This window comes from Rouxiella chamberiensis (assembly GCF_026967475.1).
GTDB lineage: Bacteria > Pseudomonadota > Gammaproteobacteria > Enterobacterales > Enterobacteriaceae > Rouxiella > Rouxiella chamberiensis.
In genome coordinates this window covers 4167449-4194051 of the sequence record NZ_CP114058.1, presented here as the reverse complement: position 1 = coordinate 4194051, position 26603 = coordinate 4167449, and the positions used below count along the sequence as shown (strand labels likewise).

The following is a 26603-nucleotide window of genomic DNA, read 5'->3' as shown; positions in this document are numbered from 1 at the left end:
CTTGCGGGTTCACCGCGTGCTAGTTGCTTCACACCTGCTTCTTACTATCACTAGCGCAGGTCTTCAAGGACCTACTGAAGCGGGTCTGAATACTAACCAAACCCTATGGGCTGCGCAAGAGCAATTTTCGGGTTGGCGTTCGTTTGCGGAAAAAAACGCCAAATGGCGTATTTTATTCGCATTTCCGGCGATAAGATGAGCAATCGACACCTTGTACACCTGGCAGATAAATTTCTTAACCTGCAAATATCCAGCGGCACCCCGAAGGCTGCCGCTGGATATTATCACACCGCTTTTACGGCATCGGCAATGCGGTTGGCCAGACTTTCGACCAGCGTCGCATTTTCGCCTTCAACCATTACACGGATAAGAGGCTCGGTCCCTGACTTGCGCAGCAGTACCCTGCCCTTGCCCGCCAGCTCTTTCTCCACTTCGGCCGTCACGCTTTTGACCGTTGCATCTTCCAGCGGATCGCTGTCACCCGAGAAGCGCACATTGACCAGAATCTGCGGCAGCAGCTTCATGCCGCTACAGAGATCATGCAGGCTCATGTGGTTGCGAACCATTGCAGTGAGCACTTGCAAACCGGCAACAATGCCGTCACCCGTGGTGGTTTTGTCCAGCAGGATAACGTGACCGGAGTTCTCGGCACCGATACGCCAGCCTTTTTCCTGGAGTTTTTCGAGCACGTAACGGTCGCCAACCTTCGCGCGGGCAAACGGGATACCCAGCTGCCTGAGCGCCAGTTCGAGGCCCATATTGCTCATCAGCGTGCCGACTACGCCGCCTTTCAGCTGCCCCTGACGCAAACCTTCGCGGGCAATGATGTAGAGAATCTGATCGCCATCGACCTTGTTGCCTTCGTGGTCGACCATGATGATGCGGTCGCCGTCGCCGTCAAAGGCCAGACCCAGATCGGCCTTTTCTTCCAGAACCCGCTGTTGCAGCATTGTGACGTCGGTTGCGCCACAGCCTTCGTTGATGTTCATGCCGTCAGGCTCGCAGCCGATGGCAATCACTTTCGCGCCGAGTTCGCGCATCACGCTTGGCGCAATGTGATAGGTCGCGCCATTGGCGCAGTCCACCACGATTTTCAGGCTGCTCAGGCTCAGTTCGGCCGGAAAGGTGCCCTTGCAGAATTCGATATAACGCCCTGCGGCATCGACGATACGGCTGGCTTTACCCAGCTCGGCGGACTCGACGCAGGTCAGTGGTTTTTCCATTTCGGCTTCGATGGCTTCTTCGACGTGGTCCGGCAATTTTGCGCCGTCGGTCGAGAAGAACTTGATGCCGTTGTCGTAGTAAGGATTGTGCGAAGCAGAGATAACGATCCCGGCTTCGGCGCGGAAGGTACGGGTCAGGTAGGCGATGGCCGGTGTCGGCATTGGACCGGTGAAGGACGCGGAAAGCCCCGCCGCCGCCAGGCCCGCTTCCAGCGCGGACTCAAGCATATAACCGGAAATACGGGTGTCTTTCCCGATAATCACCTTACCGGAACTGTGGCGGGCCAGAACCTTGCCCGCGGCCCAACCGAGCTTCAGTACAAAATCAGGCGTAATCGGGGTATCGCCAACCTTGCCACGAATGCCGTCTGTACCAAAGTATTTACGGTTGCTCATAATTTATTTTTCATCCCTTCTTAGCTGAAAGTGTTGCTTCGACAATGCGCATAGCCTGCACCGTCTCTTTGACATCGTGAACGCGAACGATCTGTGCGCCCTGCATGGCGGCAATTACCGCACAGGCAACGCTTCCTGTCACCCGCTGTTCAGGCGAAACGTGCAACAGCTGGCCAATCATCGATTTTCTCGACATGCCGACGAGGAGCGGCAAACCAAAATGATGGAATTCGGCCAATCTGGCCAGCAACGCATAGTTATGCTGCAAATTCTTACCGAAACCGAAGCCCGGGTCGAGCAACAATTTCTCTTTCGGAATGCCGGCATCCCTGCATTGGGCGATGTGTCGCACAAAATAGCTGTCGACATCGGCAACCACGTCATCGTAGTGCGGCGCATGCTGCATGGTTTTCGGCTCGCCCTGCATGTGCATCAGGCAGACCGGCAAACCGGTTGCCGCCGCCGCCTGCATCGCGCCCGGCTCCTGCAGCGAGCGAATATCGTTAATCAAATGCGCTCCTGCCTTGGCCGATTCGCGGATGACCGATGCCTTTGAGGTATCCACTGACAGCCACACGTCAAAACGTCGGGCCAAGGCCTCGACGACAGGAACCACGCGGGAAAGCTCTTCGTCATCGCTGACCTCCGCCGCACCGGGACGCGTAGATTCGCCGCCAATGTCGAGAATGGTCGCGCCTGCATCGACCATCGCCTTGGCATGGGCAATCGCCAACTCGAGGCTGTTGTGACGACCGCCGTCGGAGAAGGAGTCTGGCGTAACGTTGAGAATTCCCATGACCTGCGGGAAATCGAGGTTGAGGGTGCTGCCGTGTGCGGTGAGCTGCATGCTGGGTTCCTGTAGGGATAGCCTGGAATCTTTTTCACTGGCTTGAAATGTAAAAAACCCCGGTCGAGGCCGGGGTTTTATTTTAGTCAGTACAGGCGGGCGAAGCAAAGCCTGCCATCAGCGGAATAGATTACTTGCCGCTGAACTGCTCGCACATCGTATTGCCAGGATTTGGCGTACGAGGTTCATCAACAGGCGTCGGCGCTTTTGGCGTACCGTTGTTGTTGTCGTCTGAACCGGTGCTGGTTGCTGCGTCCCAACCGGCTGGCGGACGAACTACGTCTTTGCGCGTCATCAGATCGTCGATCTGCGGGGCATCGATAGTTTCGTACGTCATCAGCGCCTTGGTCATGTTATGCAGGATATCCATGTTGGCATCCAGAATTTCACGAGCGCGCTTGTAGTTGGTTTCAATCAGGGATTTGACTTCCTGGTCGATGATACGCGCGGTTTCATCGGACATGTGCTTGGCTTTCGCCACTGAACGACCCAGGAACACTTCGCCCTCTTCTTCTGCGTACAGAAGTGGACCCAGTTTCTCGGAGAAGCCCCACTGAGTGACCATGTTACGGGCAATCGAGGTAGCAACTTTGATATCGTTCGAAGCACCGGTCGACACCTTGCCCGCACCGTAGATAATCTCTTCCGCCAGACGGCCACCGTAAAGGGTGGAGATTTGGCTTTCAAGCTTCTCGCGGCTTGCGCTGATGGCATCGCCTTCCGGCAGGAAGAACGTCACACCCAGTGCACGACCACGCGGAATAATCGTTACCTTGTGAACAGGGTCATGGCCCTTGTCTTTCAGTAACCAGCCGATGATGGCGTGGCCCGCTTCGTGATACGCGGTCGACTCTTTCTGCGCTTCGGTCATCACCATGGAGCGACGTTCCGCACCCATCATGATTTTATCCTTGGCTTTCTCGAACTCGACCATGGACACCACACGCTTGTTGCCACGTGCAGAGAACAGGGCCGCTTCGTTGACCAGGTTTGCGAGGTCGGCACCGGAGAAGCCCGGCGTACCACGTGCGATAACCGCGGCATCAATGTCCGGAGACAGAGGCACGCGACGCATGTGAACTTTCAGAATCTGCTCGCGACCGCGAACGTCCGGCAGGCCGACAACAACCTGACGGTCGAAACGACCTGGACGCAGCAAGGCCGGGTCAAGAACGTCCGGACGGTTGGTCGCCGCGATAACGATGATACCTTCGTTACCTTCGAAGCCATCCATTTCAACCAGCATCTGGTTCAGGGTCTGTTCACGTTCGTCGTGACCGCCGCCAAGACCGGCGCCACGCTGACGACCGACCGCATCGATTTCATCGATGAAGATGATGCACGGTGCCGCTTTCTTGGCCTGCTCGAACATGTCGCGCACACGAGATGCACCCACACCCACGAACATTTCAACGAAGTCGGAACCTGAAATGGTAAAGAACGGCACTTTTGCTTCACCGGCGATGGCTTTCGCCAGCAGGGTTTTACCGGTACCCGGCGGGCCCACCATCAGCACGCCTTTAGGAATTTTACCGCCCAGTTTCTGGAAACGGCTTGGCTCGCGCAGGTAATCAACCAGCTCGCTCACCTCTTCCTTGGCTTCGTCGCAACCTGCAACGTCGGCAAAGGTCGTCTTGATTTGATCTTCGGTCAGCATGCGGGCTTTGCTTTTACCAAAGGACATTGCACCTTTGCCGCCACCGCCCTGCATTTGACGCATAAAGAAGATCCAGACCCCTATCAGCAACAGCATCGGGAACCAGGAGATAAAGATAGATGCCAGCAGGCTCGGCTCTTCAGGCGGCTCACCAACAACTTTCACATTCTTCGTCAACAGGGTATCCAGTAATTTAGGATCGTTGACAGGGATATAGGTCGTATATTTGTTACTGTCTTTCTTGGTAACGTCAATTTCACGGCCATTGATATGTGCTTCACGAATCTGGTCTTGGGTCAATTCGGACATGAAGGTAGAATAATCTACCCTACGGCCATTAGACTCGCTGGGCCCAAAGCTCTGAAATACAGACATCAATACAACCGCGATGACTAACCAGAGAATCAGGTTCTTCGCCATGTCACTCAAGGGATTAACCTCATATTACAACTGTGTTAACAAACAGCGTTAGGGAACTACACTTTTCGCCCTGTCGCTACGATGTACACTTCTCGGGAACGAGCTCGGGAAGCGTCTGGCTTACGAATCTTAACCTTCGTAAACAGGGAGCGAATTTCCCGCAGGTATTCATCAAAACCATCTCCCTGGAACACCTTCACCAGGAAACTTCCGCCTGGTGCGAGTACATCACGACACATATCCAGCGCTAATTCAACCAGATACATCGATTTTGGTATATCGACTGCCGGAGTGCCACTCATATTCGGGGCCATATCGGACATGACCACCTGAACCTTGTTTTCTCCTACTCTCTCGAGCAGGGCTTTGAGTACGAGTTCATCACGAAAATCGCCCTGAAGGAAATCGACACCCACGATAGGATCCATAGGTAGAAGATCCAAAGCGATGATTCGCCCCTTGCTGCCGATTTGCGTTACTGCGTATTGCGACCATCCACCCGGCGCTGCGCCGAGGTCAACAACGGTCATCCCTTGTTTGAACAGCTTGTCGCCATGCTGTATTTCATCAAGTTTAAACCAGGCACGGGAACGCAGCCCTTTTTTCTGTGCTTCTAACACATATTTATCGCTAAAGTGTTCCTGCAACCAGCGACTGGAACTTGCAGAACGCTTTTTATTAGACATTATTTAGTAACCATATAGTTTTCAAACTACCCTGAGTAGAGCCCGTACAACAAGCTCTTAGCGTCGTTTAGTCTATGGTTAAGTCGTCTCGGCACGCTACTCGGTTGAACACTGAGTTGGTGATATAGATGAGATGGCGGTAGAATGCCCCGTTTTCAATCCCAACTTAAGTAAAAAAGACGATGAATCTTAACAATAAACAAAAACAGTTCCTGAAAGGCTTGGCACATCCGTTAAAACCGGTTGTCATGCTGGGTAATAACGGCCTCACTGAAGGCGTACTTGCCGAAATCGAACAGGCGCTGCAACATCACGAGCTTATCAAGGTGAAAATTGCCGCCGAAGAGCGTGAAACCAAGACGTTGATCGTAGACGCAATCGTGCGGGAAACCAAGGCGAACAACGTGCAGGTCATCGGCAATATGCTGGTACTGTATCGCCCTTCTACCGAAGACCGCAAAATTATCTTACCGCGTTAACTTTTACGAGTTTAACGAAAAGCGCTTTGGTTTTAACGAAAAGTTGCCATCTATACAAGCTTTTACAAAAGGCCCTTGCGGGCCTTTTTCATTTTACCTTTAAAATCATGGGTAAAAGTAGCGACAGGGTTCACAAAAACCCAGCCTGAGCCTGCATTAAATATATTCTACTTTCTGAACTTCGAACTCGACTTCGCCGCCCGGTGTCTTGATAACGACAACATCGTCTTCTTCCTTGCCAATCAATCCGCGCGCAATCGGCGAGTTGACGGAAATCAGATTCTGTTTGAAGTCGGCTTCATCATCACCCACGATGCGGTAGGTCTGTTCTTCGTCGGTATCGAGATTAAGCACCTTGACGGTCGCACCGAAGACGACACGCCCATTGGCAGGAATTTTTTTGACATCAATAACCTGGGCGTTTGACAGCTTGGCTTCGATTTCCTGGATTCGGCCTTCGCAGAACCCCTGTTGCTCACGGGCAGCGTGGTATTCGGCGTTCTCTTTCAAGTCGCCATGCTCGCGGGCAGTAGCAATGTCAGCAATAATTTTTGGGCGACGAACGCTCTTGAGATGGTCAAGTTCTTCACGTAATTTTTCAGCGCCACGCAATGTCATCGGAATCTGATTCATATTTTATTGCCTCTAACTTTGTCCTTTCGGTAAACACCGTCCTGAATTTATCAGGTAGAAATCAGGCCTCTGTGGCCGACTCGCTCTGGCGATAAACAAAAAAACCTCACCCGGAGCGAACTCCAAGCCAAGGTGGGTTTTTCAATTTGAGTGGTATTTTAACGTAGAGTTCCTTTGGGATCATTGTTTACTTTCACCCACGTTGCGCCCCCGTTCGTTGCATCGTAGTATGGCACCACGTCATCCTGCAGTTATCCAGAGCCTATACTCAAAATAATGCGTTTTTTACGAATTGTCAGTGGATTAGCCTGCGCGCTTGCGCTTAATGCCAACGCCGCCCAGGTGGAAAGCTACACGCAGTACCTGCCGGAAGGCACGAATTTATCGGTACTGGTACAGAAGATTGGAGCAACCACGCCCGTTGTCGACTATCACGGCGACCAAATGGCCCTGCCCGCCAGCACCATGAAGATTTTCACAGCGCTGGCGGCCCTGCTTCAGTTAGGCCCGGATTTTCGTTTCAACACGACCCTTGAAACCAGAGGCACCATCGGAAACGGTATTTTACATGGTGATTTAATCGCCAGATTTGACGGCGATCCGACATTTAAACGTCAGAATATTCGGAATATGGTCGCCGCGCTGAAAAAACAGGGCGTGAAAGAGATAAGTGGCGACGTGGTGGTCGATACCTCGGTATTCGCCAGTCATGACAAAGCGCCGGGCTGGCCGTGGAACGACATCACACAGTGCTTCAGCGCGCCACCGGCTGCGGCCATCGTTGACCGCAACTGTTTCTCGGTTTCGCTCTACAGTGCCACCAAACCCGACGAAAACGCCTTTATTCGCGTTGCGTCCTATTATCCCGTGCAGATGTTCAGTCAGGTCCGCACACTGGCCAAGGGGTCGCCTGATGCACAGTACTGCGAGCTGGACGTCGTTCCGGGCGAGTTTAACCGCTTTACCCTGACGGGTTGTCTCACGCAGCGTAGCGAACCGTTGCCGCTGGCCTTTGCGATTCAGGACGGCGGTGCCTACGCCGGAGAGATTCTTAAAGACGAGTTGACGCAGGCCGATATCCAGATAGACGGCCGCCTGAAACGCCAGACTCGCGTGACGCCAGCCGGCACCATTCTGGCGCAAACGCAGTCGGCACCGCTGCACGACCTGCTGCACATGATGCTGAAAAAGTCCGACAACATGATTGCCGACACGGTTTTCCGCACGTTGGGTCATCAGGTTTACGGCGTGCCGGGCACCTGGCGCGCGGGTTCCGACGCCGTTCGTCAGGTTTTGCGTCAGAAAGCGGGCATCGTGATGGGCAACAGCATTCAGGTGGATGGTTCCGGGCTCTCGCGTCATGACCTCGTGTCACCGAAAACCATGATGCAGGCGCTGCAATACATCGCGCAGCATGACAACGAGCTGGATTTCATCTCGATGCTGCCGCTTGCGGGTCATGACGGCACGCTGCAATATCGTGGCGGTCTGCACGAGGCGGGCGTCGACGGCAAGGTGTCGGCGAAAACCGGCTCGCTGGCGGGCGTTTACAACCTGTCGGGCTTTATCACCGCCGCCAGTGGGCAGCGTCTGGCCTTTGTGCAATATCTGTCGGGCTATGCGGTTCCGCCTGAAGATCAACGCACGCGACGCGCCCCGCTGGTCCGCTTCGAGAGCCGTCTGTACAAAGACATCTATCAAAACAACTGATAAATTGCGCCTCCCGAGTCAAACGGGAGGCATAAAAAAGGTCGCCCGTAAGCGACCTTTTTTATTTATCATGCAGACAGCGCGTGATTAACGTTCGTAAATGATTTCAACGCCTTCGTCGTCTTCATCATCCCAGTCGTCCCAATCATCGTCTTCGTCTTCTTCGGCCACAGCCAGCTGTTCACGGTGGTAATCGTCCCACATGAACTCGACTTTCTCCGGCACGGCTTCTTCGACAGACATATGCTTCGGATTTTCGTTGATGAACTTCATCACTTCCCAGCACAGGGCGTTCACGCCTTCACGATTGGCGGCGGAAATCAGGAAGTACTCGCCTTCCCAACCCATGCCTTCGGCGATTTCTTTTGCACGGCGCTCGGCTTCTTCCTGACCGATGACGTCAATCTTGTTGAAGACCAGCCAACGCGGCTTGTTTGCCAGCTTTTCGTTGTACTGCTGCAACTCGTTGATGATTATCTTCGCGTTTTCAACCGGATCGGATTCATCGATTGGGGCGATATCTACAAGGTGCAGAAGAACGCGGCAACGCTCAAGGTGCTTCAGGAAGCGAATGCCAAGACCTGCGCCTTCGGATGCGCCTTCGATAAGTCCGGGGATGTCGGCAACCACGAAGCTCTGCTCGTGGTCCATACGCACGACGCCGAGGCTCGGAACCAGCGTGGTAAACGGATAGTCCGCCACTTTCGGCTTGGCGGCCGATACGGAACGGATGAAGGTCGATTTACCGGCATTCGGCAGACCCAGCATACCGACATCGGCAAGCAGCATCAGCTCGAGAGACAGATCGCGCAGTTCGCCTTTGGTACCCATGGTTTTCTGACGCGGGGAACGGTTGACGGACGATTTGAAGCGGGTGTTGCCCAGACCATGCCATCCGCCCTTGGCGACCAGCTGAACCTGACCATGACGCGTCATGTCGCCCAGCACTTCGCCGGTTCCCTGATCCAGCACACGGGTGCCCACGGGAATCTTGATGGTGATGTCTTTACCGCGTTTACCGGTACAGTCACGGCTCTGGCCGTTTTCACCGCAGTTCGGCACGGAAAGACTTCACAAAACGGTAGTCGATCAGGGTATTGAGGTTTTCGTCGGCAATCAGGTAAACATCACCGCCGTCGCCGCCGTCACCACCGTCAGGACCACCGTGAGGAATATATTTTTCGCGGCGGAAGCTTACGCAACCATTACCGCCATCGCCTGCTACGACCAGGATCGTCGCTTCATCTACAAACTTCATTTGAACTGTCTCCGTAAATCATTCACCCGGATGCATACCTAGCCATCGAGTCTTGTTCTGTTCCGGGGCGCCACGCATGATGGCCCATTGCAGAATACTTTACTCCTGCAACGTCCACAAAGGCTCAAAAATAACCCGTCGGGTCATGCACCGCAGAACAGAAGACAGGCTACTTGCCAGCATAAAAAATGTCTCAGGCTTCGCCAACGGAAGCAGTGCGATAGCACATAAAGTGTACAGCAAAATGAGAATCTGCGATGAAGTCAGTCTTCTTGACTATCATTTTTATTGCCGGTGTTGGCCAACAGAATGTAAAAAGCCCCGCAACTAATTGCGGGGCTTACATCAATCTATCTAGACGCAGACGGTAAATTATTCAGCTTCGATGCTGATGAATTTACGGTTGTCTTTGCCTTTAACTTCGAACTTGACTTTACCGTCAGTCAAAGCAAACAGAGTGTGGTCTCGACCGCAACCCACGTTGATACCCGCGTGGAATTTGGTGCCGCGCTGACGAACGATGATGCTGCCTGCCAGTACTGCTTCGCCGCCAAAGCGTTTTACGCCCAGACGTTTAGCTTCTGAATCGCGACCGTTGCGTGTGGAACCGCCAGCCTTCTTGTGTGCCATAGTTTCGCTCTCCTAAACTTAAGCGCTAATGCCGGTGATTTTAACATCAGTGAACCACTGACGGTGGCCCTGCTGCTTACGGTAGTGCTTACGACGACGAAACTTAACGATCTTAATTTTCTCGCCACGACCGTGAGCAACAACTTCTGCCTTGATCACACCGCCAGCAATTAAAGGCAAGCCGATGTTGATTTCTTCACCGTTAGCGATCATCAGAACTTGGTCAAACTCAATTGTTTCACCAGTTGCGATGTCCAGCTTTTCCAAGCGAACAGTTTGACCTTCGCTTACTCGGTGTTGTTTACCACCACTTTGGAAAACCGCGTACATATAAAACTCCGCTTTCCGCGCACTCAACTTTGTATAGTCCAGAGGGCGCTATAAATATTCACAATAGGGCGCGAATTCTACGCAAAAATTCAGCATATGACAAGAGCACAATCACCAGAAAAGAAGAAAAAAGCGCAGTTCACTTGAACGCGTTTATCTCACTCATTTTTCAAGTACAATCATTACTACAGATTGCATCATGTGCCAATGTGAGCCCGTTCTCATTGCGGTGAAGAGAAATAAAGCCGAAAAATCACAATGAACCTAGAACAGATTACCGACCTCACCGAACAGGATATGGCTGCAGTTAATGCGGCAATTCTCGAACAGTTGAACTCTGATGTCTCACTCATCAATCAACTAGGATATTACATCATTAGCGGTGGTGGTAAACGAATTCGCCCGATGATTGCCGTGCTTGCCGCCCGCGCCCTGAATTACACGGGTGACAAGCATGTGACCGTCGCTGCGCTGATAGAGTTTATTCATACTGCAACGCTGTTGCACGACGACGTGGTCGATGAATCCAACATGCGCCGCGGCAAGGCGACGGCCAATGCGGCTTTCGGCAACGCGGCGAGCGTGCTGGTAGGCGATTTTATCTATACCCGCGCCTTCCAGATGATGACCGACCTCGAGTCGCTGCCCGTGCTGGCACTGATGTCGAAAGCCGTTAACGTCATTGCCGAAGGCGAAGTGCTGCAATTGATGAACTGCAACGACCCCGACATCACCGAAGAAAGCTACATGCAGGTTATCTACAGCAAAACGGCGCGTCTTTTCGAAGCGGCGGCACAGGCGTCAGCCATGCTTGCAGGCGGAACGGATGCTCAGGTACGTGCCTTGCAGGACTACGGGCGCTATCTCGGTACCGCATTCCAGCTGATTGACGATTTGCTCGACTACGACGCCGACGGTGAAACGCTGGGTAAAAACACCGGCGACGATCTGGACGAAGGCAAACCCACGCTTCCGCTGCTTCATGCCATGAAGCACGGCAACGTCGAGCAGGCCAGTATGATTCGCCAGGCCATCGAGCAGGGCAACGGCAGGCATCTGCTTGAACCCGTGCTGCAAGCCATGCATCAGTGCGGCTCGCTCGACTACACGCGCCAGCGTGCCGAGGAAGAGGCCGATAAAGCCATCGCGGCCCTTCAGGCGCTGCCAGAATCCTCTCACCGTCGTGCGCTTGAAGGGCTTGCCCATCTCGCCGTCAAACGCGATTTCTAGAGTCTGCCACCGACGTGAACCCGTTAAACGTCGAATGAACTGCAAGGCCCGCGCTCTTCCGGCGGCCTTGCACATTCGCGGTCTTCCTGTCCTTCTTCCGGGCTGACGCTTTTCTGCTGCGCCTCCTCCCTGTTCGCTCCGAGCCTCTTGATAACCGCCAGCATGCCCTCTCTCACGATGAAGGACACGATTTGTCCGCGTTCCCAGTTCGTTTAGCTGCTTATAGCTTTCGATCCAGATGAGTAAAGGATCATGACAGCTCGAAGACAAATATTCGGCAGATTTTTCCTGAATGATCAGCGCGGGTTTCATCGGTTTCGGTAAACTGCCGATGTGATATTCCACCGCCTTACCCTGCACGCCACGACGACGGCGCGTCTCCCATTTCTGCCTTCTGGCCATTCCGTGGATACCCTGTGTCGTTTTAGGTAAACCATTTACCCCTGCAAGTTCCTTGGCTGCAAACCATTCCTTTTTCATGGCAATCCTTTTATTATTTTTAAATCTTGAAATTAACAGAGATTATTTTGAAAGCGCCCAGCCCAATACAGGTAACACATAAGAGGTCGAATTTACATCAACAGTTAATTAATAGAGAAGATAAACTGGAATTCATTTATTTAACAAATATTGTTATCTATTTTATTCAGCCTATTTATGATTTCCAGAATCCCTTCCCGCATAATGAACGTGACCATCCTATTTCTCTCTTCCTCATGAAGTTGTTTATAACTTTCAATCCAAATAACGAGTGGATCCTGAAGATGTGAAAAGAGATATTCCGCGGACTGCTCCTGCAACTTAAGCGTTGACCCCGTGTTAACTGGCAAGCTATCTCTATGATATTCAACCCCTCTCCCCTGTACACCCAACCTTCTTCGCCTAACCCAACCCTGACGTCGCGCCATACTGTGTATGCCCTGGGGTGAAGAAGGCAATCCAGTAAAACTTGTTAGTTCTTTAGCTGAAAACCACTCACGATTCATAAGTACACTCTCTATTTGATGTGTATATATCATTATGATTAATGCTACCGGAAGAATTGCCGTTACCCGGATTATTATTGACAACAGGGTTTGGTCGTTGCCTTCACGATAGGACACCGCCCGAAAAAACCGGAATATCTCTTTTAGTTGAACCTTTAAGTTATACCATTAGGCCATTAAAATTTGCAGCAATAAATTTATTTACCTCACGCCGTTCCTTTTTATGATGAAATATTTTGATGGAGAAAAATAAAACTAACTCGGCAATTTAACCCTCAGCGGTAAGTTAAAATGAAGAGCAATCATCATCAGCCAATAAAAATACAATTAATTCATCAGGATAACAGATTATATCAATTTATCTGCCCTTGGGATTTTCAGAAAACAGGCAGCAATGACGATCTTTTAATAATAACCAACCATTCCGAAAAATCACCTACTCCGCTAAAAAAGTTTTCTTTGCCTTAACGAATAACGGTTAAAAATAACAATTACAGCTAGTTATCCTAATGAGATTGATTGCTTACTGGTTTGAATAAGCCCAACCCCTCATGATGAAAAATAATAATATCTTTTGGGAAACGTGTTTGAACAAAGTGCATAAATTTGCTTTTATATGTTTCCCAATCGAGAAGGGAGAAAGCCACCCTCTATATATTTCACCTGCCTGCTCATTAAATAAGGAAGCCACAATGCTTTTACGGAAAGAAGATTGGCATCATGCCGATATTATTGCATCACTGCATAAACAGCGGACTACGCTGGCCGCCCTGTCGCGTTCAGCCGGGCTAAGCTCTTCAACGCTCGCCAATGCGCTTTCCCGCCCATGGCCAAAAGGAGAATGGATTATCGCCAATGCGCTACAGGTTCACCCGTCCATTATCTGGCCGAGCCGCTATTTTGATCCCGATACGGATGAACTGCTTGAGAGAAGGATGCGTGCAACCTCGATATTGAAACCCAGGGTGCCCGCTGCCGAGGAGAAGAGTATGTAGAAACGGCGTTTCACCGAAATTTGGACATAACAAACCGCCGGAGTACGACCCGGCGGGTTATCAGGAATAGGTTACCTGTTACCGGCTTCTGTCTGCCTTCACGTTGCCGCAGTGGTCGGAGAGGGAGCATTCACGAACTGTTCTCCCAACTCGATATCTTTGCGTAACTCGGCGAGCATGGAATCCAGCGCCTGCTGTTCGAACTGGCTCAAACTCCCTATTGGTTTATATTCGGCTATCCCCTCTTTTCCGAGCACAACCGGTTGTGCAAAGAAACGGGCATATTCTCCGTCGCCTTCTACATACGAACATTCGACGACCTCGCTTTTGCCCTGCATGGCCGCAACAAGTGAAAGCCCCAGCCGCGCAGCCGCCTGCCCCATAGAGAGCGTTGCCGAACCGCCACCGGCTTTCGCCTCGACCACTTCGGTTCCGGCATTTTGAATGCGACGAGTCAGGTCTTTCACCTCGTCATCCGTAAAACTGACATCGTTGACTTGAGACAGTAGCGGCAAGATGGTCAGCCCGGAGTGACCGCCGATGACGGAAACCTCCACCTCTTGCGGCAGTTTGCCTTTCATTTCAGCCACAAAGGTATTGGCGCGCAGCGTATCGAGTGTTGTCACGCCAAACAGTTTTCGCTTGTCGTAGACACCGGCCTTCTTCAGGACTTCGGCGGCAATGGCGACCGTCGTGTTGACGGGATTGGTAATAATACCGATGCAGGCCTGTGGACAGGTTTCCGCAACCTGTTGCATCAGATTGCGGATAATGCCCGCATTGACTTTAAAGAGGTCTGAACGATCCATGCCGGGTTTACGGGCTACCCCCGCAGAGATAAGCACAACGTTTGCCCCTTGAAGCGCAGGTCGGGCATCTTCACCACTGAATCCTTTAATCTTTACGGCGGTGGGGATATGGCTGAGGTCTACCGCTACGCCCGGCGTGACAGGGGCAATATCATAGAGGGAGAGGTCAGAGCCAGACGGCAATTGAGTCTTGAGTAGTAAAGCGAGGGCCTGGCCTATTCCGCCAGCAGCGCCAAGGACTGCAACTTTCATCCTGTACTCCTTTTTAAATGACGTTGAAAAAACATCATGCTTTCATTCACTTAATAACTGTTAACCTAATAACCTTAGTAAATGGCCGTATTAAAGACAAACGACCATTTTATATATTGCGAGCTGGCGCAGAATTTAAATTCCGAATTTAAAGGCGGGAATTAAATTACTATTCTTTATCATAAGGATAAAAAATCATCAGCATGATGAATTATTTATAACGGGGAAGGGAGTGGAAAAGGAAAAGTACCTGAGCGATTAAAAAATCAAAATTATTTAATATGAAAAGAGGTTTGTTTTAATTATTAAACTAACAATTCGTATAAAAGGTTTTATTTTTTTGTTCTCTCCACAGGGCGGGGCCTCTAAAAAACGCCGTCTCTGTGTCTTTCTTGACCTTCACTCGATGTTTTATTGCATAAAAATTCAAATTTATGCATAATCAACGCCACTATCATCATGAACCTATGGGTGCAACATGCGTAATCCTGCCAAACAGGAAGATTTAATCAAAGCTTTCAAGGCGCTCTTGAAAGAAGAGAAGTTTAGCTCTCAGGGTGAAATCGTAGTCGCACTGCAAGATGATGGTTTCGAAAACATCAATCAGTCTAAAGTTTCACGCATGCTGACCAAGTTCGGTGCCGTCAGAACCCGCAATGCCAAGATGGAAATGGTCTACTGTCTTCCCGCCGAAATTGGCGTGCCAACCACGACAAGTCCCTTGAAAAATCTGGTATTGGATATCGACTACAACGACGCCGTAGTGGTAATCCGCACCAGTCCGGGCGCTGCCCAACTGATTGCGCGCCTGCTCGACTCGCTCGGCAAATCGGAAGGTATTCTCGGGACCATCGCCGGTGATGACACCATCTTCATTACGCCTGCGCGCAAGTTTACCGTAAAACAGCTGTACGACGCGATACTCAGCTTGTTCGAACAAGAGCTTTAGTTCGTTATCGGGTCGGTAGGTTTCACTTACCGACCGGCTTTGCCCCTCTCTGCCTCCCGGATATCTGTTAAAACCGTCTTACCCCAGCATAATCCCCTGCGAGATTCCGCACAGAAAGTTCATTCTTCTCAATTCTTTGATTTAACTTAAATTAAACTAAAAACGAGCAATAAAACGACATCTTTTATGCTTTGCGGTTATTAAAAAAGCAAAAAGGGCGTTAATAATTACTTAGCATACTATTAATATGCCAAGTTATTAGATGTATAATTACTCTCGTAATGACGCATTGATGAAAATGTTAATCACGACGTTCTCGTCAAGTTGCCATTGAAAGGACGAATTTTGAATATCCATTCAAAAGCCGCCGATAAAACGGATTTATCGCCGCGAAAACCGTGCATTTGTTCGCCAGCCTGTGATTCCCCGGGTAATGCGACGCCGTTAATGCAGAATGAAGTTTTCTGACCTGATAAATCCAAAAATTAATCTGCGCTGATACTTGCACCGACTTCAACAAAAGCGGGCAGCCTGCGCACAGGTAAATTAAGGAAACTATCATGAAAATCACCACAGCTTTTGCCGCATTAGGTCTGATGACTGCCGTCTCTTTCGGCGCGTCGGCCGCACAGCTCATTACTGACCAGCAGGCGCAGAACCTGCAACCTATGGGCACAATCACTGTGAGTGGTATCAATGGCGTGCCAACGGATATTCGTCAGCAGCTGTCGCAGAAGGCAGACAGCGAAGGGGCATCTTCTTACCGCGTCATTGAAGCACGCAACGACGGTAACTACCATGCTACGGCTCAGATCTATAAATAAGAGCAAGGATCCCGCCCTGCTCTTGTAAAACGAATTATAACGAACCCTCGTCGTCCTGTCCGACGACACCCTTTTGCCCTCGCTCTGCGAGGGCTTTTTTTGGGTAGCCGCTTACTGCTGGGCGAGTTTCTGCGCTTTCTTGTCAAGGGCCGCCAGCAGCTTGCCGTGAATGCCGCCAAACCCGCCGTTGCTCATCACCAGAATGTGATCGCCCGGCAAGGCGGTCTTGACAATCATGTCGACCAGCGCATCCACATCGGCATGCCAGTGCGCGGGCTGAATACAGCGCTCGGCGACTTCAGCCACCTGCCACGGAATGTTCTGCGGTTGCAGCAGGAACACTTCGTCGGCGCGACCCAGCGCAGGCGCCAGCTCGTTTTTGGTTTTGCCGAGCTTCATGGTGTTCGAACGCGGCTCGAGTACGGCAATAATACGTGCTGTGCCGCCCACCTTGCTGCGCAGCGCCGCCAGCGTGGCGAGAATCGCCGTCGGGTGGTGTGCGAAATCGTCATACACTTTCACGCCATGCGCTTCGCCACGCAGTTCGAGACGACGACGGGCGTTGATAAAGGTACCCAGCGCCTGACAGGCATCCGCAGGCGTAACGCCCACATGACGTGCGGCGGCAACGGCCATCAGCGCGTTATGCATGTTGTGCTCGCCCACCAGGGACCATGACACCTCGCCCGCGACTTCGCCATTGAGATAGACCTGGAATTTGCTGGCATCCGGCGAGGTCTTTTTGGCATTCCAGGTGCAGCCGTCACCGGCGTACTCCTGCTCGCTCCAGCATCCCATCGCCATGACCTGTTTCAGCGGCGTGTCGTGTTCGGGAAGAATAATCTTGCCCTGACCCGGCACCAGTCGCACCAGATGATGGAACTGCTTCTGGATGGCCTTCAAATCGTCGAAGATATCGGCGTGGTCGAATTCGAGATTGTTGAGCACCAGCGTGCGTGGGCTGTAATGAACAAATTTGGAACGCTTGTCGAAGAAGGCGCAGTCGTACTCGTCCGCCTCGATAACCATGAACGGGCTGTTCCCCAGACGTGCAGACACGTCGAAGTTGCCCGGCACACCGCCTATCACATAGCCAGGCTGGTAGCCGCAGGCTTCGAGGATCCAGGTGACCATCCCCGCTGTAGTAGTTTTACCGTGCGTACCGGCAACGGCGATGACCCAGCGCCCCGGCAATACATGGTCATGCAGCCACTGCGGGCCGGACACGTAGGGAATGCCCTGCTCCAGCACCGCTTCGACGCAGGGATTCCCGCGCGTCATCGCATTCCCGATAATCACCAGATCAGGCTTGGGATCCAGCTGAGTCGGAGAGTAGCCCTGAATCAGCTCAATGCCCTGATTTTCAAGCAATGTACTCATCGGCGGATAAACGTTATCGTCCGATCCGGTCACCTGATGTCCCTGAGCGCGCGCCAGCATAGCCAGTCCGCCCATAAAGGTGCCGCAAATCCCAAGAATATGAATGCGCATAAATTTTCCATTATTGCTCTGTAGTCAGCGGCTATTCTAACGCTCAGAATCCTCCAGAAGAAATGGATTTGCCTATGATCCGTCCATATATTTGGGCTAAACTGCTTTCGCTTCTGTAAATGATTTATTATAAATCGATTACTCATCCTAAGATTCAGGGAACGTATCATGAAAACGTTAGGCGAATTTATTGTTGAAAAGCAGCACGATTTTCCACATGCCACAGGCGAACTTACTGCACTGCTGTCTGCAATAAAGCTTGGTGCTAAGATTATTCATAGGGATATCAATAAAGCAGGTCTGGTAGATATACTCGGAACCAGCGGCGTTGAGAATATTCAGGGCGAAGTTCAGATGAAACTCGACCTGTACGCAAACGAAAAACTTAAGGCAGCGATGAAAGCGCGCGGTGAAATCGCCGGTATCGCCTCCGAAGAAGAAGACGAAATTGTTATCTTCGACGGTGAACGCGCCAACAATGCCAAATATGTCATTCTGATGGACCCGCTGGACGGCTCGTCAAACATCGACGTCAACGTTTCTGTCGGCACCATCTTCTCGATTTATCGTCGTACTTCGCCACTGGGTCAGCCCGTTACGGAAGCAGACTTCCTGCAACCAGGCAGCCAGCAGGTTGCAGCCGGTTACGTCGTGTATGGTTCCTCGACCATGCTGGTTTACACCACGGGTGCCGGCGTTCACGCTTTTACCTATGATCCGTCGCTCGGCGTTTTCTGTCTTTCCCACGAGAAAGTGATGTTCCCGCCAAAAGGCTACATGTACTCCATCAACGAAGGGAACTATATCAAATTCCCGAAAGGCGTTAAAAAGTACATCAAATACTGTCAGGAACAGGATGAAGAGTCCGGCCGTCCCTATACCTCGCGCTACATCGGATCTCTTGCCGCCGACTTCCACCGCAATCTGCTGAAAGGCGGGATCTACATTTATCCAAGCACCGCGAGCCATCCTGAAGGCAAGCTACGTCTGCTGTATGAATGCAATCCGATGGCTTTCCTCGCAGAGCAGGCCGGGGGTAAAGCCAGCGACGGTAAAACACGCATTCTGGATATCGTTCCGCAAAAGCTGCACGAACGTGCGCCGTTCTTCGTAGGTAACTGCGACATGGTCGAAGATGCAGAACGCTTTATCAAACAGTATCCTGACGAATAAAAACCCCACTCAGGCTGTTTGCTAAGTTACTTCAAGTACCCTAATAACGGGGTGGCCCCAAGCCGCCCCGTTTTGCTTTTAGATAAACGTTTTTCAGATAAAGGTGCCGATGAAAAGGCAGGAATTCTTGATGGAGTTGGCTATAATGTGCGGCACTCCATTTCTGGTTCAATAAAGGAAACCAACAATGAGCTTAATTAATGTACCGGCTGGTAAAGACCTGCCAGAAGATATCTATGTAGTTATCGAAATTCCGGCTAATGCCGATCCAATCAAATATGAAGTAGATAAAGATACCGGTGCACTTTTTGTTGACCGTTTCATGTCAACCGCCATGTTCTATCCGTGCAACTACGGCTACATCAACCACACCCTGTCTCTGGACGGCGACCCGGTTGACGTGCTGGTCCCGACTCCGTACTCGTTGCAGCCAGGTTCCGTTATTCGCTGCCGTCCGGTTGGCGTGCTGAAAATGACCGACGAATCCGGTGAAGACGCCAAGGTTGTTGCGGTTCCACACACCAAGCTGAGCAAAGAATACGATCACATCAAAGATGTGAACGACCTGCCAGAACTGCTGCGCGGCCAGATCACCCACTTCTTCGAGCAATACAAGGCGCTGGAAAAAGGCAAATGGGTCAAGGTTGAAGGCTGGGATAACGCAGAAGCGGCCAAAGCTGAAATCGTGTCCTCTTTCGAGCGTGCAAAAGCTAAATAAGCCTTTCGGCTTTACGGTTTTCGCAAATAAAAACACCGCCCAATCGGGCGGTGTTTTTTTTGACTAGGACGACCTTTACTTTATTCTCACTTCTCTACTTTTTGGATACGTTTGAGCCAGTCGCCACCTTCGATACGTTCCACGCCTTCCAGCGGGCGAATATACAGGTAGATCCAGGCACTGCCGTAAGGTGTAGAGATTAGCTCTCGACGATAATCCTTGGTGTTACTTTTCAGTTCGTCAAGCTCAGCCATAATGGATGAGTTGATGCGGTAAACTTCGCAGTAGATCTTTCCCTCTCCGGGAACCGCTGCCGGATAATGCCCCAGATCATACAGGGCATAGCCGTCAAGCTCGTGGTCACCCAACCACTGAGCGTTTGTCATCCAGTGACTATTACCTTGCTTGCGTCGTAAACTGCCGTAGACAATTATTCGCATGGTTAAAACTCAAACTGATAGAGCAAATCTAATGCCTGATCCAAGCCAGACACCGCTTCCAGATACAATTTAGGCATCAAACGATAACGCAGTGTCAGTGTCGCCAGCGAGTCGAAAATACCCACGCCGTATTTAACCTGCAACCCGGGAAGCACATACCCGCTGACAACCACCTGCGAGCTGTCGCCCACACCCTGCGTATCCAGCGCCAGATTACTGACGCCAAATGCCTCACCGATTTTACCCACAAGTTTGCCACTTTGTGCAACCCCCATGCCGATAAGCATGGATGTCATGGCGCTACTGTCGGCTCCCGAGCTGTCCAGCCCCTGTCCGCGTAACAGATAGGACAGTGCTTCCTGCTGCGACATCGTCGGGTCGGAGAAAACCTCAAGCTTCGGCGCATCCGCTTCACCCGTGACCCGCACACCCGCCACCACATCGTTCTCGGTCGATTCCGGATTACGGATCGCCTCGAAGTTCAGCAGCGGCTGGTCGGCCGGTCCCGAGAACAGCAAGAGACCTTTCCTGACGATTAAGTCCTGTCCGTAGGCATGGAAACGACCGGATGTGATATCTATCTGGCCGTTTAATCCCAACCCACGTTTATCCTGAGCCACTTTCAGCGCACCCTTGAGGCGGGCTTTCAGGCCAAAGGCATCGAGTCGAACATCATCCCCGATGTTCACCACAAGATTGGTGTTGATAGGTATCGAGGTCGAGGCTGGCGCAATCGGCTGACGCTGTTCATTCAACATGACTTCATCAGACGAAACGCCGACCGCACTCTCCGGAAGTTCCTGAACGGTGATGCGCGCCCAGGGAATATCCACCTTGCCATTCAACGCAAATGCTTGCGGTGTAGCATCAAACACTAGATCCGGCGAGACATCAAGCCGAACCATCGGTGGAACCGATACCCTGACCTTTTCCCCCTTCGCAGCGATACGCGCACGCCAATTATTGGGCTGACTCCAGTCCGCATCGCCGTTCAGCGCCAACTGTCCGTGCGCCGTTTGAATGACACCCGCGAGCAATGAAGACATGCCGTTGAAGTTGATATTCAGATTGGCGTGGGTGATGTCGAACGGCATGAACTGCGCATCGAAATCGACGTCCGACAGAGCCAGACGGCCATAAACCTGCGGCGCTTTTGCATTCCCGCCGACGCGCAGATTGGCGTTGAGCATACCTGCCGCCTTTTCGCCGTCGAGCAGTGCCGGTTGCAGCAGTGCCATCGAGATACGGGTGATATTGACGTTACCGCTCAGATTGCGACTGCCCATAGGGTCGGCTATCTGGAGGTTACCGTCGAGCTGCCCATTATTGGCAATCTTGATCAACCAGTTCAGGTTGGCCCGACCATTTTGCAGCGCGGCGTTGAGATTCAGCGTATCGAAGGCGACCGGCAGTGGACTGCCCTGCACCAGCTGCTGCACTTTTACGCCCTTGCCCACCAGCGCCAGACTGGCCTGCGGCAAACCGCCTTCCGCTTTCCACGCGACGTTGGCCTTGCCGCTAAACTGGCCCGACACCTGAGTGTCGTCGGTCAGGAACCGGCTTGAGCATGGCCAGATCAAAACGGTTGAGCACGATGCTGGCCTGTCCGCTGGCACCGGCATCGATGGTCGTCGGAACACAGATGTCGGCATTCGGGTTCTGCCAGCAGTGAGGGCCGACCGTCACACGCTGTTCCGTATTGAAATAGGTGAGCGCGATAGGCCGCGTCAACCGCCAATCTCCTACCGGCGTATCGAACAGCGTATTGCTCAGCGTGCCTTTCCACTGCTGGGTCTTGCGGTCGAAACTGCCGTTCAGCGCCAGACGCCCGCCCACCGGCTTGCCGGTGATGTTCAGGGTTAACTGATGCTGCTTTTCGTTGCCTTTGGCGTCGAGCGTGATATCGCTGATATCCAGCGCATCCTGTTTCAGCTGCTGGACTTTTACCGCGAGCGTGCCCTGAATCTGATCCGTCGAGGTGATATCGCCTTTGACGTTGACACTGCGGACGCTCATCGCCTGCCATTTGAGATTGCTGGCATTGAGGTCGGCGAGCACCTGCGGCGCCTTGAGGTCGCCACGCAGCTGAACCTTGCCCTTCGCGACACCGCCGAGGCTCGGCAGCGCGCCGTCGAGGTGCGAGGCATCGATGTTGGCGTCCAGCGCCCACTTGTCGCTCAGCTTGCCTTTGACGTCCAGATTATTGCGGCCGAGTTCAAGGTGCAGCTGGGGAATATCCCACTGACCATAACTGTTGCCGCGCAGATTGCCGCGCGCCTTGACCAGGTTTTTCTTCACGTTGCCGTCAAGCTCGAGCGTCGGGATCTGGACCTGCCAGGTGCCGCCGTACAAACTGCCGCGGGTGGCGATTTTACCCTGAATTTTGGCAGGCCAGTCAGGCCACTGCCGGGACGTATCAATGCCGTTCATCGTCAGCATCGTATTCCAGCTTACCGCCTTGCTCCAGTCGACAACGCCGGTCAGGTCGGTATTGCCCTGAAGTGCAGCCAGGCGCATCAGCGTCAGGTTGAACTGTTCGAGATTGCCTTTACCGTCGAGTGTCAGGGAGGCAGGCGGAATGCCTTCGCCATTGAAGCTTGAACGCAGGGAAAGCGTGTAGTCCGTCGCCTTGCCGCCCAGTTTGAGGTTCAGTCCTTTCACCTGATACTGCGGCGTGCCGGTCAGCGGCCACTGTAGCGCCTCGCTTTGCACGTTCAGCTCAAGCGGCAGGCCAACCTGCGCCAGCTCCGTTTGCGCCGCCAGCTGGGCACGCACCGGTCCTGAAAGATTGATGCCCAGTTTCAGCTGTTCACGCAGCGCACCGCCGAGGGTGAGTTTGATCTTCTCGCCTTTGACGGGATCGACATTGACGGTCGTGTTGATCGTCATATCGACCGGCCAGCTTCCGGTCAGCTGGGCCTGCCCGATGCCGTCGATACTGCCCTGCGGTGAACGAACCTCGAGGTTGTCGAGTTTGACCTGCTGATTCAGGGTGGTAATTTTCAGCAGCAAACGGTTGATGAGCAAGTCGTTATCGCCGGTTAGACGCAGGTTGTCGCCGCTGAACTGCTGCACGGTAAGATCCAGCGGCAGCTGGAAGTCCGGCAGCGCGGGCAGCAACGGTTTGGCAAACAGCGCCTTTAGCGTTTCGCCAATCGGCGGCGCTTCCACCGCCGGCTTCGGGGCTTTCTCCGGTTCGCCCGTGACTTTTTCCTTGACCGTCGTCACGGCTTTGTCCTGCGCGGCCTGAACCACCGGCGGCAGCGGATTCTGCGGCGTTTTCGGCAGCGCTACCAGCAATCCGGACAGCTTTGTCGGCAGCAGTGTAACGGCACGATCGCGCCACTCGACGCCCGTGCGGAACTGCGCCAGCGAGATATTGCGATCGTCGATGGCCACATTGATGTTATCAAGCGTCAGCAGCTTGAGGAAAATCGGGTAAGGCGTGCTGAGATTGGTCAGCGGCTCGCTCGATTCCGGTTCGGGAGCCGTCGACGGCGTCATTTCGCTGGTTTTCACCGCCACATTGACGTCGCGGGCGCGTAGTGCGTTGATGCAGAGTGATTTATTCTTGAAGCAGCTCAAGTCCACGGACAGATGGAACTCGCCCGCTTTCACGTCAACGCCCGGCATCTGGTACGCCACGCCTTTCAGCGTCAGGCTGCGCCATCCGCCGTCGACGGAGGCAATGGACAGCCCCGGAACAAAGCGTTGCGCGCCGTTAAGCACGAGATGCAGGCCGGTTTGGGTCCCGACCAGAAACGCCACTGCGCCTATCAGCAGCAGAAGGATAATCAGTATTGCCAGGCAGATCTTTTTAAACAAACTCATAATTCCGGACCCAGGCCGATATAAAATTGCACGCCGTGTTCATCTTGATCGCCAACCGGTGCGGCGATGTCCAGCTTGATTGGTCCGACGGGAGACTCCCAGCGCACACCTACACCCGCGCCGGTCTTGAAATCGTTTTTCGCGATATCATTCACCGCCTCGCCGCTGTCGACAAACACCGCGCCCCACCACTTTCCGGTCACGTTGTACTGATATTCAACCGAGCCGGTCGCCAGCTTGGAGGCACCGGTCAGCTTGTCGTCGCTGTCTTTCGGCGAGATGGATTTATATTTATAGCCACGAATGCTGCGATCGCCACCCGCGAAGAAACGCAGTGACGGCGGGACTTTCTCGAAATTGTTGGTTTCAATCCAGCCCACATTGCCACGCACCACAAAGCGGTGTTTGTCGGCAAGCGTACGGATCCAGACGTTCTGCGCCTGAATAACCGCGAAGTCGATATCGGATCCCCACGAGGTATCGGAAACGTCGAGCGAGTAGCGCTGCGAATCGCCCCACGTTGGCATCAGGCCGCCGCGCGAACGTGTGCGGTTGACGGTCACGCCCGGATAAATCAGCATCGTCGTGTTGGTCACGTTACCCTGTGTAAAGTGATCCAGGCTCCAGCGCAGGTTGACCGACCGCTGCCAGCCGCTGTCGCTATCCCAGTAGCGCGCCACGTTGGCGGTGCTGGAATCGGATTTGGTATCGTTGAGATCTTCGCGCTTGAAACCGCCCTGCACCAGATAATATTGCTGTAGGGGATCCTTGAGCAGCGGGATCTTGTAGCTGAGATCCAGCGTCTGCTCGGGCGCGGAAAGGCTGACCGAGGTTTCGAGACTGTGTCCGCGATCGTTGAGCCACGGTTTTTTCCAGTCGGCTTTGACACGCGGCCCGACGTCTGTTGCATAACCGCCGCCCAGTTCGAGCGTATTGCGGGTGCGCGGCGTCACCACGGCATTCATCGGCAGCGTTTTGCTTGCTTTGGCGGTCTTGTTGTCGAAGTCGGGCGATACCACCACGGAATTGAACCAGCCGGTCGCGGCCAGACGGCGATTTAGCTCCGCCAGCTGCGAAGAGCTGTAATAGTCGCCTTCATGGAAAGGCACCACGTTTTGCAGATAGTCGTCGCGAATTTGCGCGCCCTGAAAATCGACCTTGCCGAAACGGTAGCGCTGGCCGCTGTCGAAATCGATGTCCCAGAACGCCTGATGTTCTTCTTCTATTACACCCAGCTGGCTCTTGCGCATATCGGCGTCGAAATACCCTTTGCGCAGCGCAAGTCCGCTTAGCGAACTTTTGAAACTGTCATAGGTGCCGTGGTTGAGAATGGTGCCGTTGGCAGGCACGCGCGTTTTCTTCAGGGCTTCGAATTCGTTGTCGTCTTTGGCCTGCCCTTCTATCGCGACACGCGTACCGGCTATCTTGACCGGCGTACCGGACGCTACTTTGGCGATCAGAACAGGTCGGCCGGGCGGCGGCGTCTGCACGTAATCGAAATCGATGGTGGGATTGTAATAACCCAGAGGGCGAAGCCCGAGTTTAATGGCGTCACTGACCCGTGCGCGAAAACGTCCGTCGGCAGAGACCTCGTCGCTTCCGATGGAAGAGAGGCGAACGCGAACGTTTTTCTGAAGGTCACCGGTCAATCCTTCCAACTGCAACCTAACCTTGGCTGCGTACGATAAGGGGGTGCCAGCAGGACGGCTAACAAACAAAGTTCACGGTATCGTGGCACAAGCTCTCCTGCTATGTATCATTTATCCTGTTAAAATAGTTATCCAAATCGCTGGAACAGTCCGATGTGCATAAGATGCTATTGTGTGCAAAGAGCCTGCCAGATACAACCAACAACTTAGATGAATAAACTCAGTGGAGTCTTACGTGGTACAACTCTCGGATAAATCTCAGGCGATAAGCAAAGAAGACGCGTTACCTGGACGCACAACCCCGATGCCGGTTGCCACACTTCATGCTGTCAACGGTCATTCAATGACGCATGTGCCCGAGGGGCATGAGGTCGCCATTTTCGCGATGGGCTGTTTTTGGGGCGTCGAGCGCCTGTTCTGGCAACTCGACGGCGTTTACAGCACTGCCGCAGGCTATGCGGGCGGATTCACGCCCAACCCGACCTATCGCGAAGTATGCAGCGGCCAGACCGGCCATGCCGAAGTGGTACGCGTTGTGTTCGACCCGGCCACGGTGAGCTACGAGCAACTGCTGCAAACCTTCTGGGAAAATCACGATCCGGCGCAGGGGATGCGTCAGGGCGGTGATATCGGCACCCAGTATCGCTCTGCCATTTATGTGCTCAGCGACGCACAGAAGGCGGCGGCAAAAGCCAGCCTGCAACGCTTCCAGCAAGCCATGCAGGCGTCGGGCGATACGCGCACGGTGACCACCGACATCAGCGAGGCGCTGCCTTTCTATTATGCCGAGGACGATCACCAGCAGTATCTTTATAAAAATCCCGAAGGCTATTGCGGGCTGGGCGGTATTGGCGTCTGCCTGCCGCCTCAGTTGCAGGGCTGAGATAAAGCGTAGGTCAAAGGTCTTAAAACGGCTAGAGATTCAGCAGTGGCGATTCCCTAGATGCCCCTGCTATACTATGCGGGCCGCATTCGCGGCCCGGTAAA

Annotated in this window: 20 protein-coding genes and 5 pseudogenes; 9 read left to right on the top strand and 16 right to left on the bottom strand. The window is 52.9% G+C overall.

Annotated features, from left to right (window positions below; translation table 11 throughout):
* Positions 1-284: 284 nt before the first annotated feature.
* From glmM to rlmE, 4 genes are all read right to left on the bottom strand, one after another.
* Positions 285-1619, bottom strand: a complete 1335-nt coding sequence (gene glmM / locus O1V66_RS19600; protein WP_045049015.1) for a phosphoglucosamine mutase — start codon at positions 1617-1619, stop codon at positions 285-287.
* A 10-nt stretch (positions 1620-1629) separates the two neighbouring features.
* Positions 1630-2466 carry a dihydropteroate synthase gene (gene folP / locus O1V66_RS19595; RefSeq protein WP_045049014.1) on the bottom strand — a complete coding sequence of 279 codons (837 nt, stop codon included), beginning with the start codon at positions 2464-2466 and terminating at the stop codon, positions 1630-1632.
* Positions 2467-2596: 130 nt separating this feature from the next.
* Positions 2597-4543: an ATP-dependent zinc metalloprotease FtsH gene (gene ftsH / locus O1V66_RS19590; RefSeq protein ID WP_045049013.1), complete on the bottom strand. Its 1947-nt coding sequence runs from the start codon at positions 4541-4543 to the stop codon at positions 2597-2599.
* Positions 4544-4599: 56 nt separating this feature from the next.
* Positions 4600-5229: a 23S rRNA (uridine(2552)-2'-O)-methyltransferase RlmE gene (gene rlmE / locus O1V66_RS19585; RefSeq protein ID WP_045049012.1), complete on the bottom strand. Its 630-nt coding sequence runs from the start codon at positions 5227-5229 to the stop codon at positions 4600-4602.
* 182 nt (positions 5230-5411) lie between these two features.
* Between rlmE and yhbY the strand changes: the two genes are divergently transcribed.
* The gene (gene yhbY / locus O1V66_RS19580) at positions 5412-5708 is read left to right on the top strand and encodes a ribosome assembly RNA-binding protein YhbY (RefSeq protein WP_045049011.1); all 297 of its coding nucleotides are present in this window, start codon (positions 5412-5414) and stop codon (positions 5706-5708) included.
* A gap of 156 nt (positions 5709-5864) precedes the next feature.
* Here the strand turns inward: yhbY and greA are convergent, their stop codons facing one another.
* Positions 5865-6341, bottom strand: coding sequence for a transcription elongation factor GreA (greA, locus tag O1V66_RS19575; RefSeq protein WP_045049010.1), 477 nt, complete (start codon positions 6339-6341; stop codon positions 5865-5867).
* A gap of 276 nt (positions 6342-6617) precedes the next feature.
* Here greA and dacB point away from each other — a divergent pair, with 276 nt between their 5' ends.
* On the top strand, positions 6618-8051 hold the full coding sequence (gene dacB, locus O1V66_RS19570; protein WP_045049009.1) for a serine-type D-Ala-D-Ala carboxypeptidase: 1434 nt from the start codon (positions 6618-6620) through the stop codon (positions 8049-8051).
* Between the two features lie 87 nt (positions 8052-8138).
* Here the strand turns inward: dacB and cgtA are convergent.
* From cgtA to rplU, 4 genes and pseudogenes are all read right to left on the bottom strand, one after another.
* Positions 8139-9309, bottom strand: a pseudogene (gene cgtA / locus O1V66_RS19565) (Obg family GTPase CgtA).
* Positions 9310-9458: 149 nt separating this feature from the next.
* A pseudogene (locus O1V66_RS19560) lies at positions 9459-9582 on the bottom strand (EamA family transporter); the annotation flags it as partial.
* A gap of 99 nt (positions 9583-9681) precedes the next feature.
* Positions 9682-9939: a 50S ribosomal protein L27 gene (rpmA, locus tag O1V66_RS19555; protein WP_009636773.1), complete on the bottom strand. Its 258-nt coding sequence runs from the start codon at positions 9937-9939 to the stop codon at positions 9682-9684.
* 18 nt (positions 9940-9957) lie between these two features.
* On the bottom strand, positions 9958-10269 hold the full coding sequence (rplU, locus tag O1V66_RS19550) for a 50S ribosomal protein L21 (protein WP_009636772.1): 312 nt from the start codon (positions 10267-10269) through the stop codon (positions 9958-9960).
* Between the two features lie 258 nt (positions 10270-10527).
* Here rplU and ispB point away from each other — a divergent pair, with 258 nt between their 5' ends.
* Entirely contained in the window at positions 10528-11499 is a 972-nt protein-coding gene (gene ispB / locus O1V66_RS19545) for an octaprenyl diphosphate synthase (protein WP_045049007.1), read from the top strand.
* A 140-nt stretch (positions 11500-11639) separates the two neighbouring features.
* Here the strand turns inward: ispB and O1V66_RS19540 are convergent.
* Together O1V66_RS19540 and O1V66_RS19535 are read right to left on the bottom strand one after the other, a co-directional pair.
* Positions 11640-11979, bottom strand: a pseudogene (locus tag O1V66_RS19540) (DNA-binding protein); the annotation flags it as partial.
* Between the two features lie 140 nt (positions 11980-12119).
* Positions 12120-12485: a DNA-binding protein gene (locus tag O1V66_RS19535; protein WP_045049006.1), complete on the bottom strand. Its 366-nt coding sequence runs from the start codon at positions 12483-12485 to the stop codon at positions 12120-12122.
* Positions 12486-13177: 692 nt separating this feature from the next.
* Between O1V66_RS19535 and O1V66_RS19530 the strand changes: the two genes are divergently transcribed.
* Positions 13178-13480, top strand: coding sequence for a helix-turn-helix domain-containing protein (locus O1V66_RS19530; protein WP_045049005.1), 303 nt, complete (start codon positions 13178-13180; stop codon positions 13478-13480).
* A 98-nt stretch (positions 13481-13578) separates the two neighbouring features.
* Here the strand turns inward: O1V66_RS19530 and mdh are convergent, their stop codons facing one another.
* Positions 13579-14541 carry a malate dehydrogenase gene (mdh, locus tag O1V66_RS19525; RefSeq protein WP_045049004.1) on the bottom strand — a complete coding sequence of 321 codons (963 nt, stop codon included), beginning with the start codon at positions 14539-14541 and terminating at the stop codon, positions 13579-13581.
* A 478-nt stretch (positions 14542-15019) separates the two neighbouring features.
* On the opposite strand from mdh, the gene argR reads away from it, so the two are divergent.
* Positions 15020-15490, top strand: coding sequence for a transcriptional regulator ArgR (argR, locus tag O1V66_RS19520; RefSeq protein WP_009636766.1), 471 nt, complete (start codon positions 15020-15022; stop codon positions 15488-15490).
* A gap of 560 nt (positions 15491-16050) precedes the next feature.
* A complete protein-coding gene (gene yhcN, locus O1V66_RS19515) occupies positions 16051-16314 on the top strand; it encodes a peroxide/acid stress response protein YhcN (protein ID WP_045049003.1) in 264 nt (87 codons plus the stop codon).
* 111 nt (positions 16315-16425) lie between these two features.
* Here the strand turns inward: yhcN and mpl are convergent, their stop codons facing one another.
* The gene (gene mpl / locus O1V66_RS19510; protein WP_045049002.1) at positions 16426-17805 is read right to left on the bottom strand and encodes a UDP-N-acetylmuramate:L-alanyl-gamma-D-glutamyl-meso-diaminopimelate ligase; all 1380 of its coding nucleotides are present in this window, start codon (positions 17803-17805) and stop codon (positions 16426-16428) included.
* 168 nt (positions 17806-17973) lie between these two features.
* Between mpl and fbp the strand changes: the two genes are divergently transcribed.
* Together fbp and ppa are read left to right on the top strand one after the other, a co-directional pair.
* Positions 17974-18978 carry a class 1 fructose-bisphosphatase gene (fbp, locus tag O1V66_RS19505; RefSeq protein WP_045049001.1) on the top strand — a complete coding sequence of 335 codons (1005 nt, stop codon included), beginning with the start codon at positions 17974-17976 and terminating at the stop codon, positions 18976-18978.
* Between the two features lie 187 nt (positions 18979-19165).
* Positions 19166-19696, top strand: a complete 531-nt coding sequence (gene ppa, locus O1V66_RS19500; RefSeq protein WP_045049000.1) for an inorganic diphosphatase — start codon at positions 19166-19168, stop codon at positions 19694-19696.
* Between the two features lie 86 nt (positions 19697-19782).
* Here ppa and O1V66_RS19495 read toward each other — a convergent pair whose 3' ends face one another.
* From O1V66_RS19495 to tamA, 3 genes and pseudogenes are all read right to left on the bottom strand, one after another.
* Positions 19783-20136 carry a gamma-glutamylcyclotransferase family protein gene (locus O1V66_RS19495; RefSeq protein ID WP_045048999.1) on the bottom strand — a complete coding sequence of 118 codons (354 nt, stop codon included), beginning with the start codon at positions 20134-20136 and terminating at the stop codon, positions 19783-19785.
* 2 nt (positions 20137-20138) lie between these two features.
* Positions 20139-23967, bottom strand: a pseudogene (tamB, locus tag O1V66_RS19490) (autotransporter assembly complex protein TamB).
* A pseudogene (tamA, locus tag O1V66_RS19485) lies at positions 23964-25705 on the bottom strand (autotransporter assembly complex protein TamA). The pseudogenes tamB and tamA overlap by 4 nt, the downstream one beginning before the upstream one ends.
* 146 nt (positions 25706-25851) lie before the next feature.
* Here tamA and msrA point away from each other — a divergent pair.
* The gene (gene msrA / locus O1V66_RS19480; protein WP_045048996.1) at positions 25852-26499 is read left to right on the top strand and encodes a peptide-methionine (S)-S-oxide reductase MsrA; all 648 of its coding nucleotides are present in this window, start codon (positions 25852-25854) and stop codon (positions 26497-26499) included.
* Positions 26500-26603: the final 104 nt, after the last annotated feature.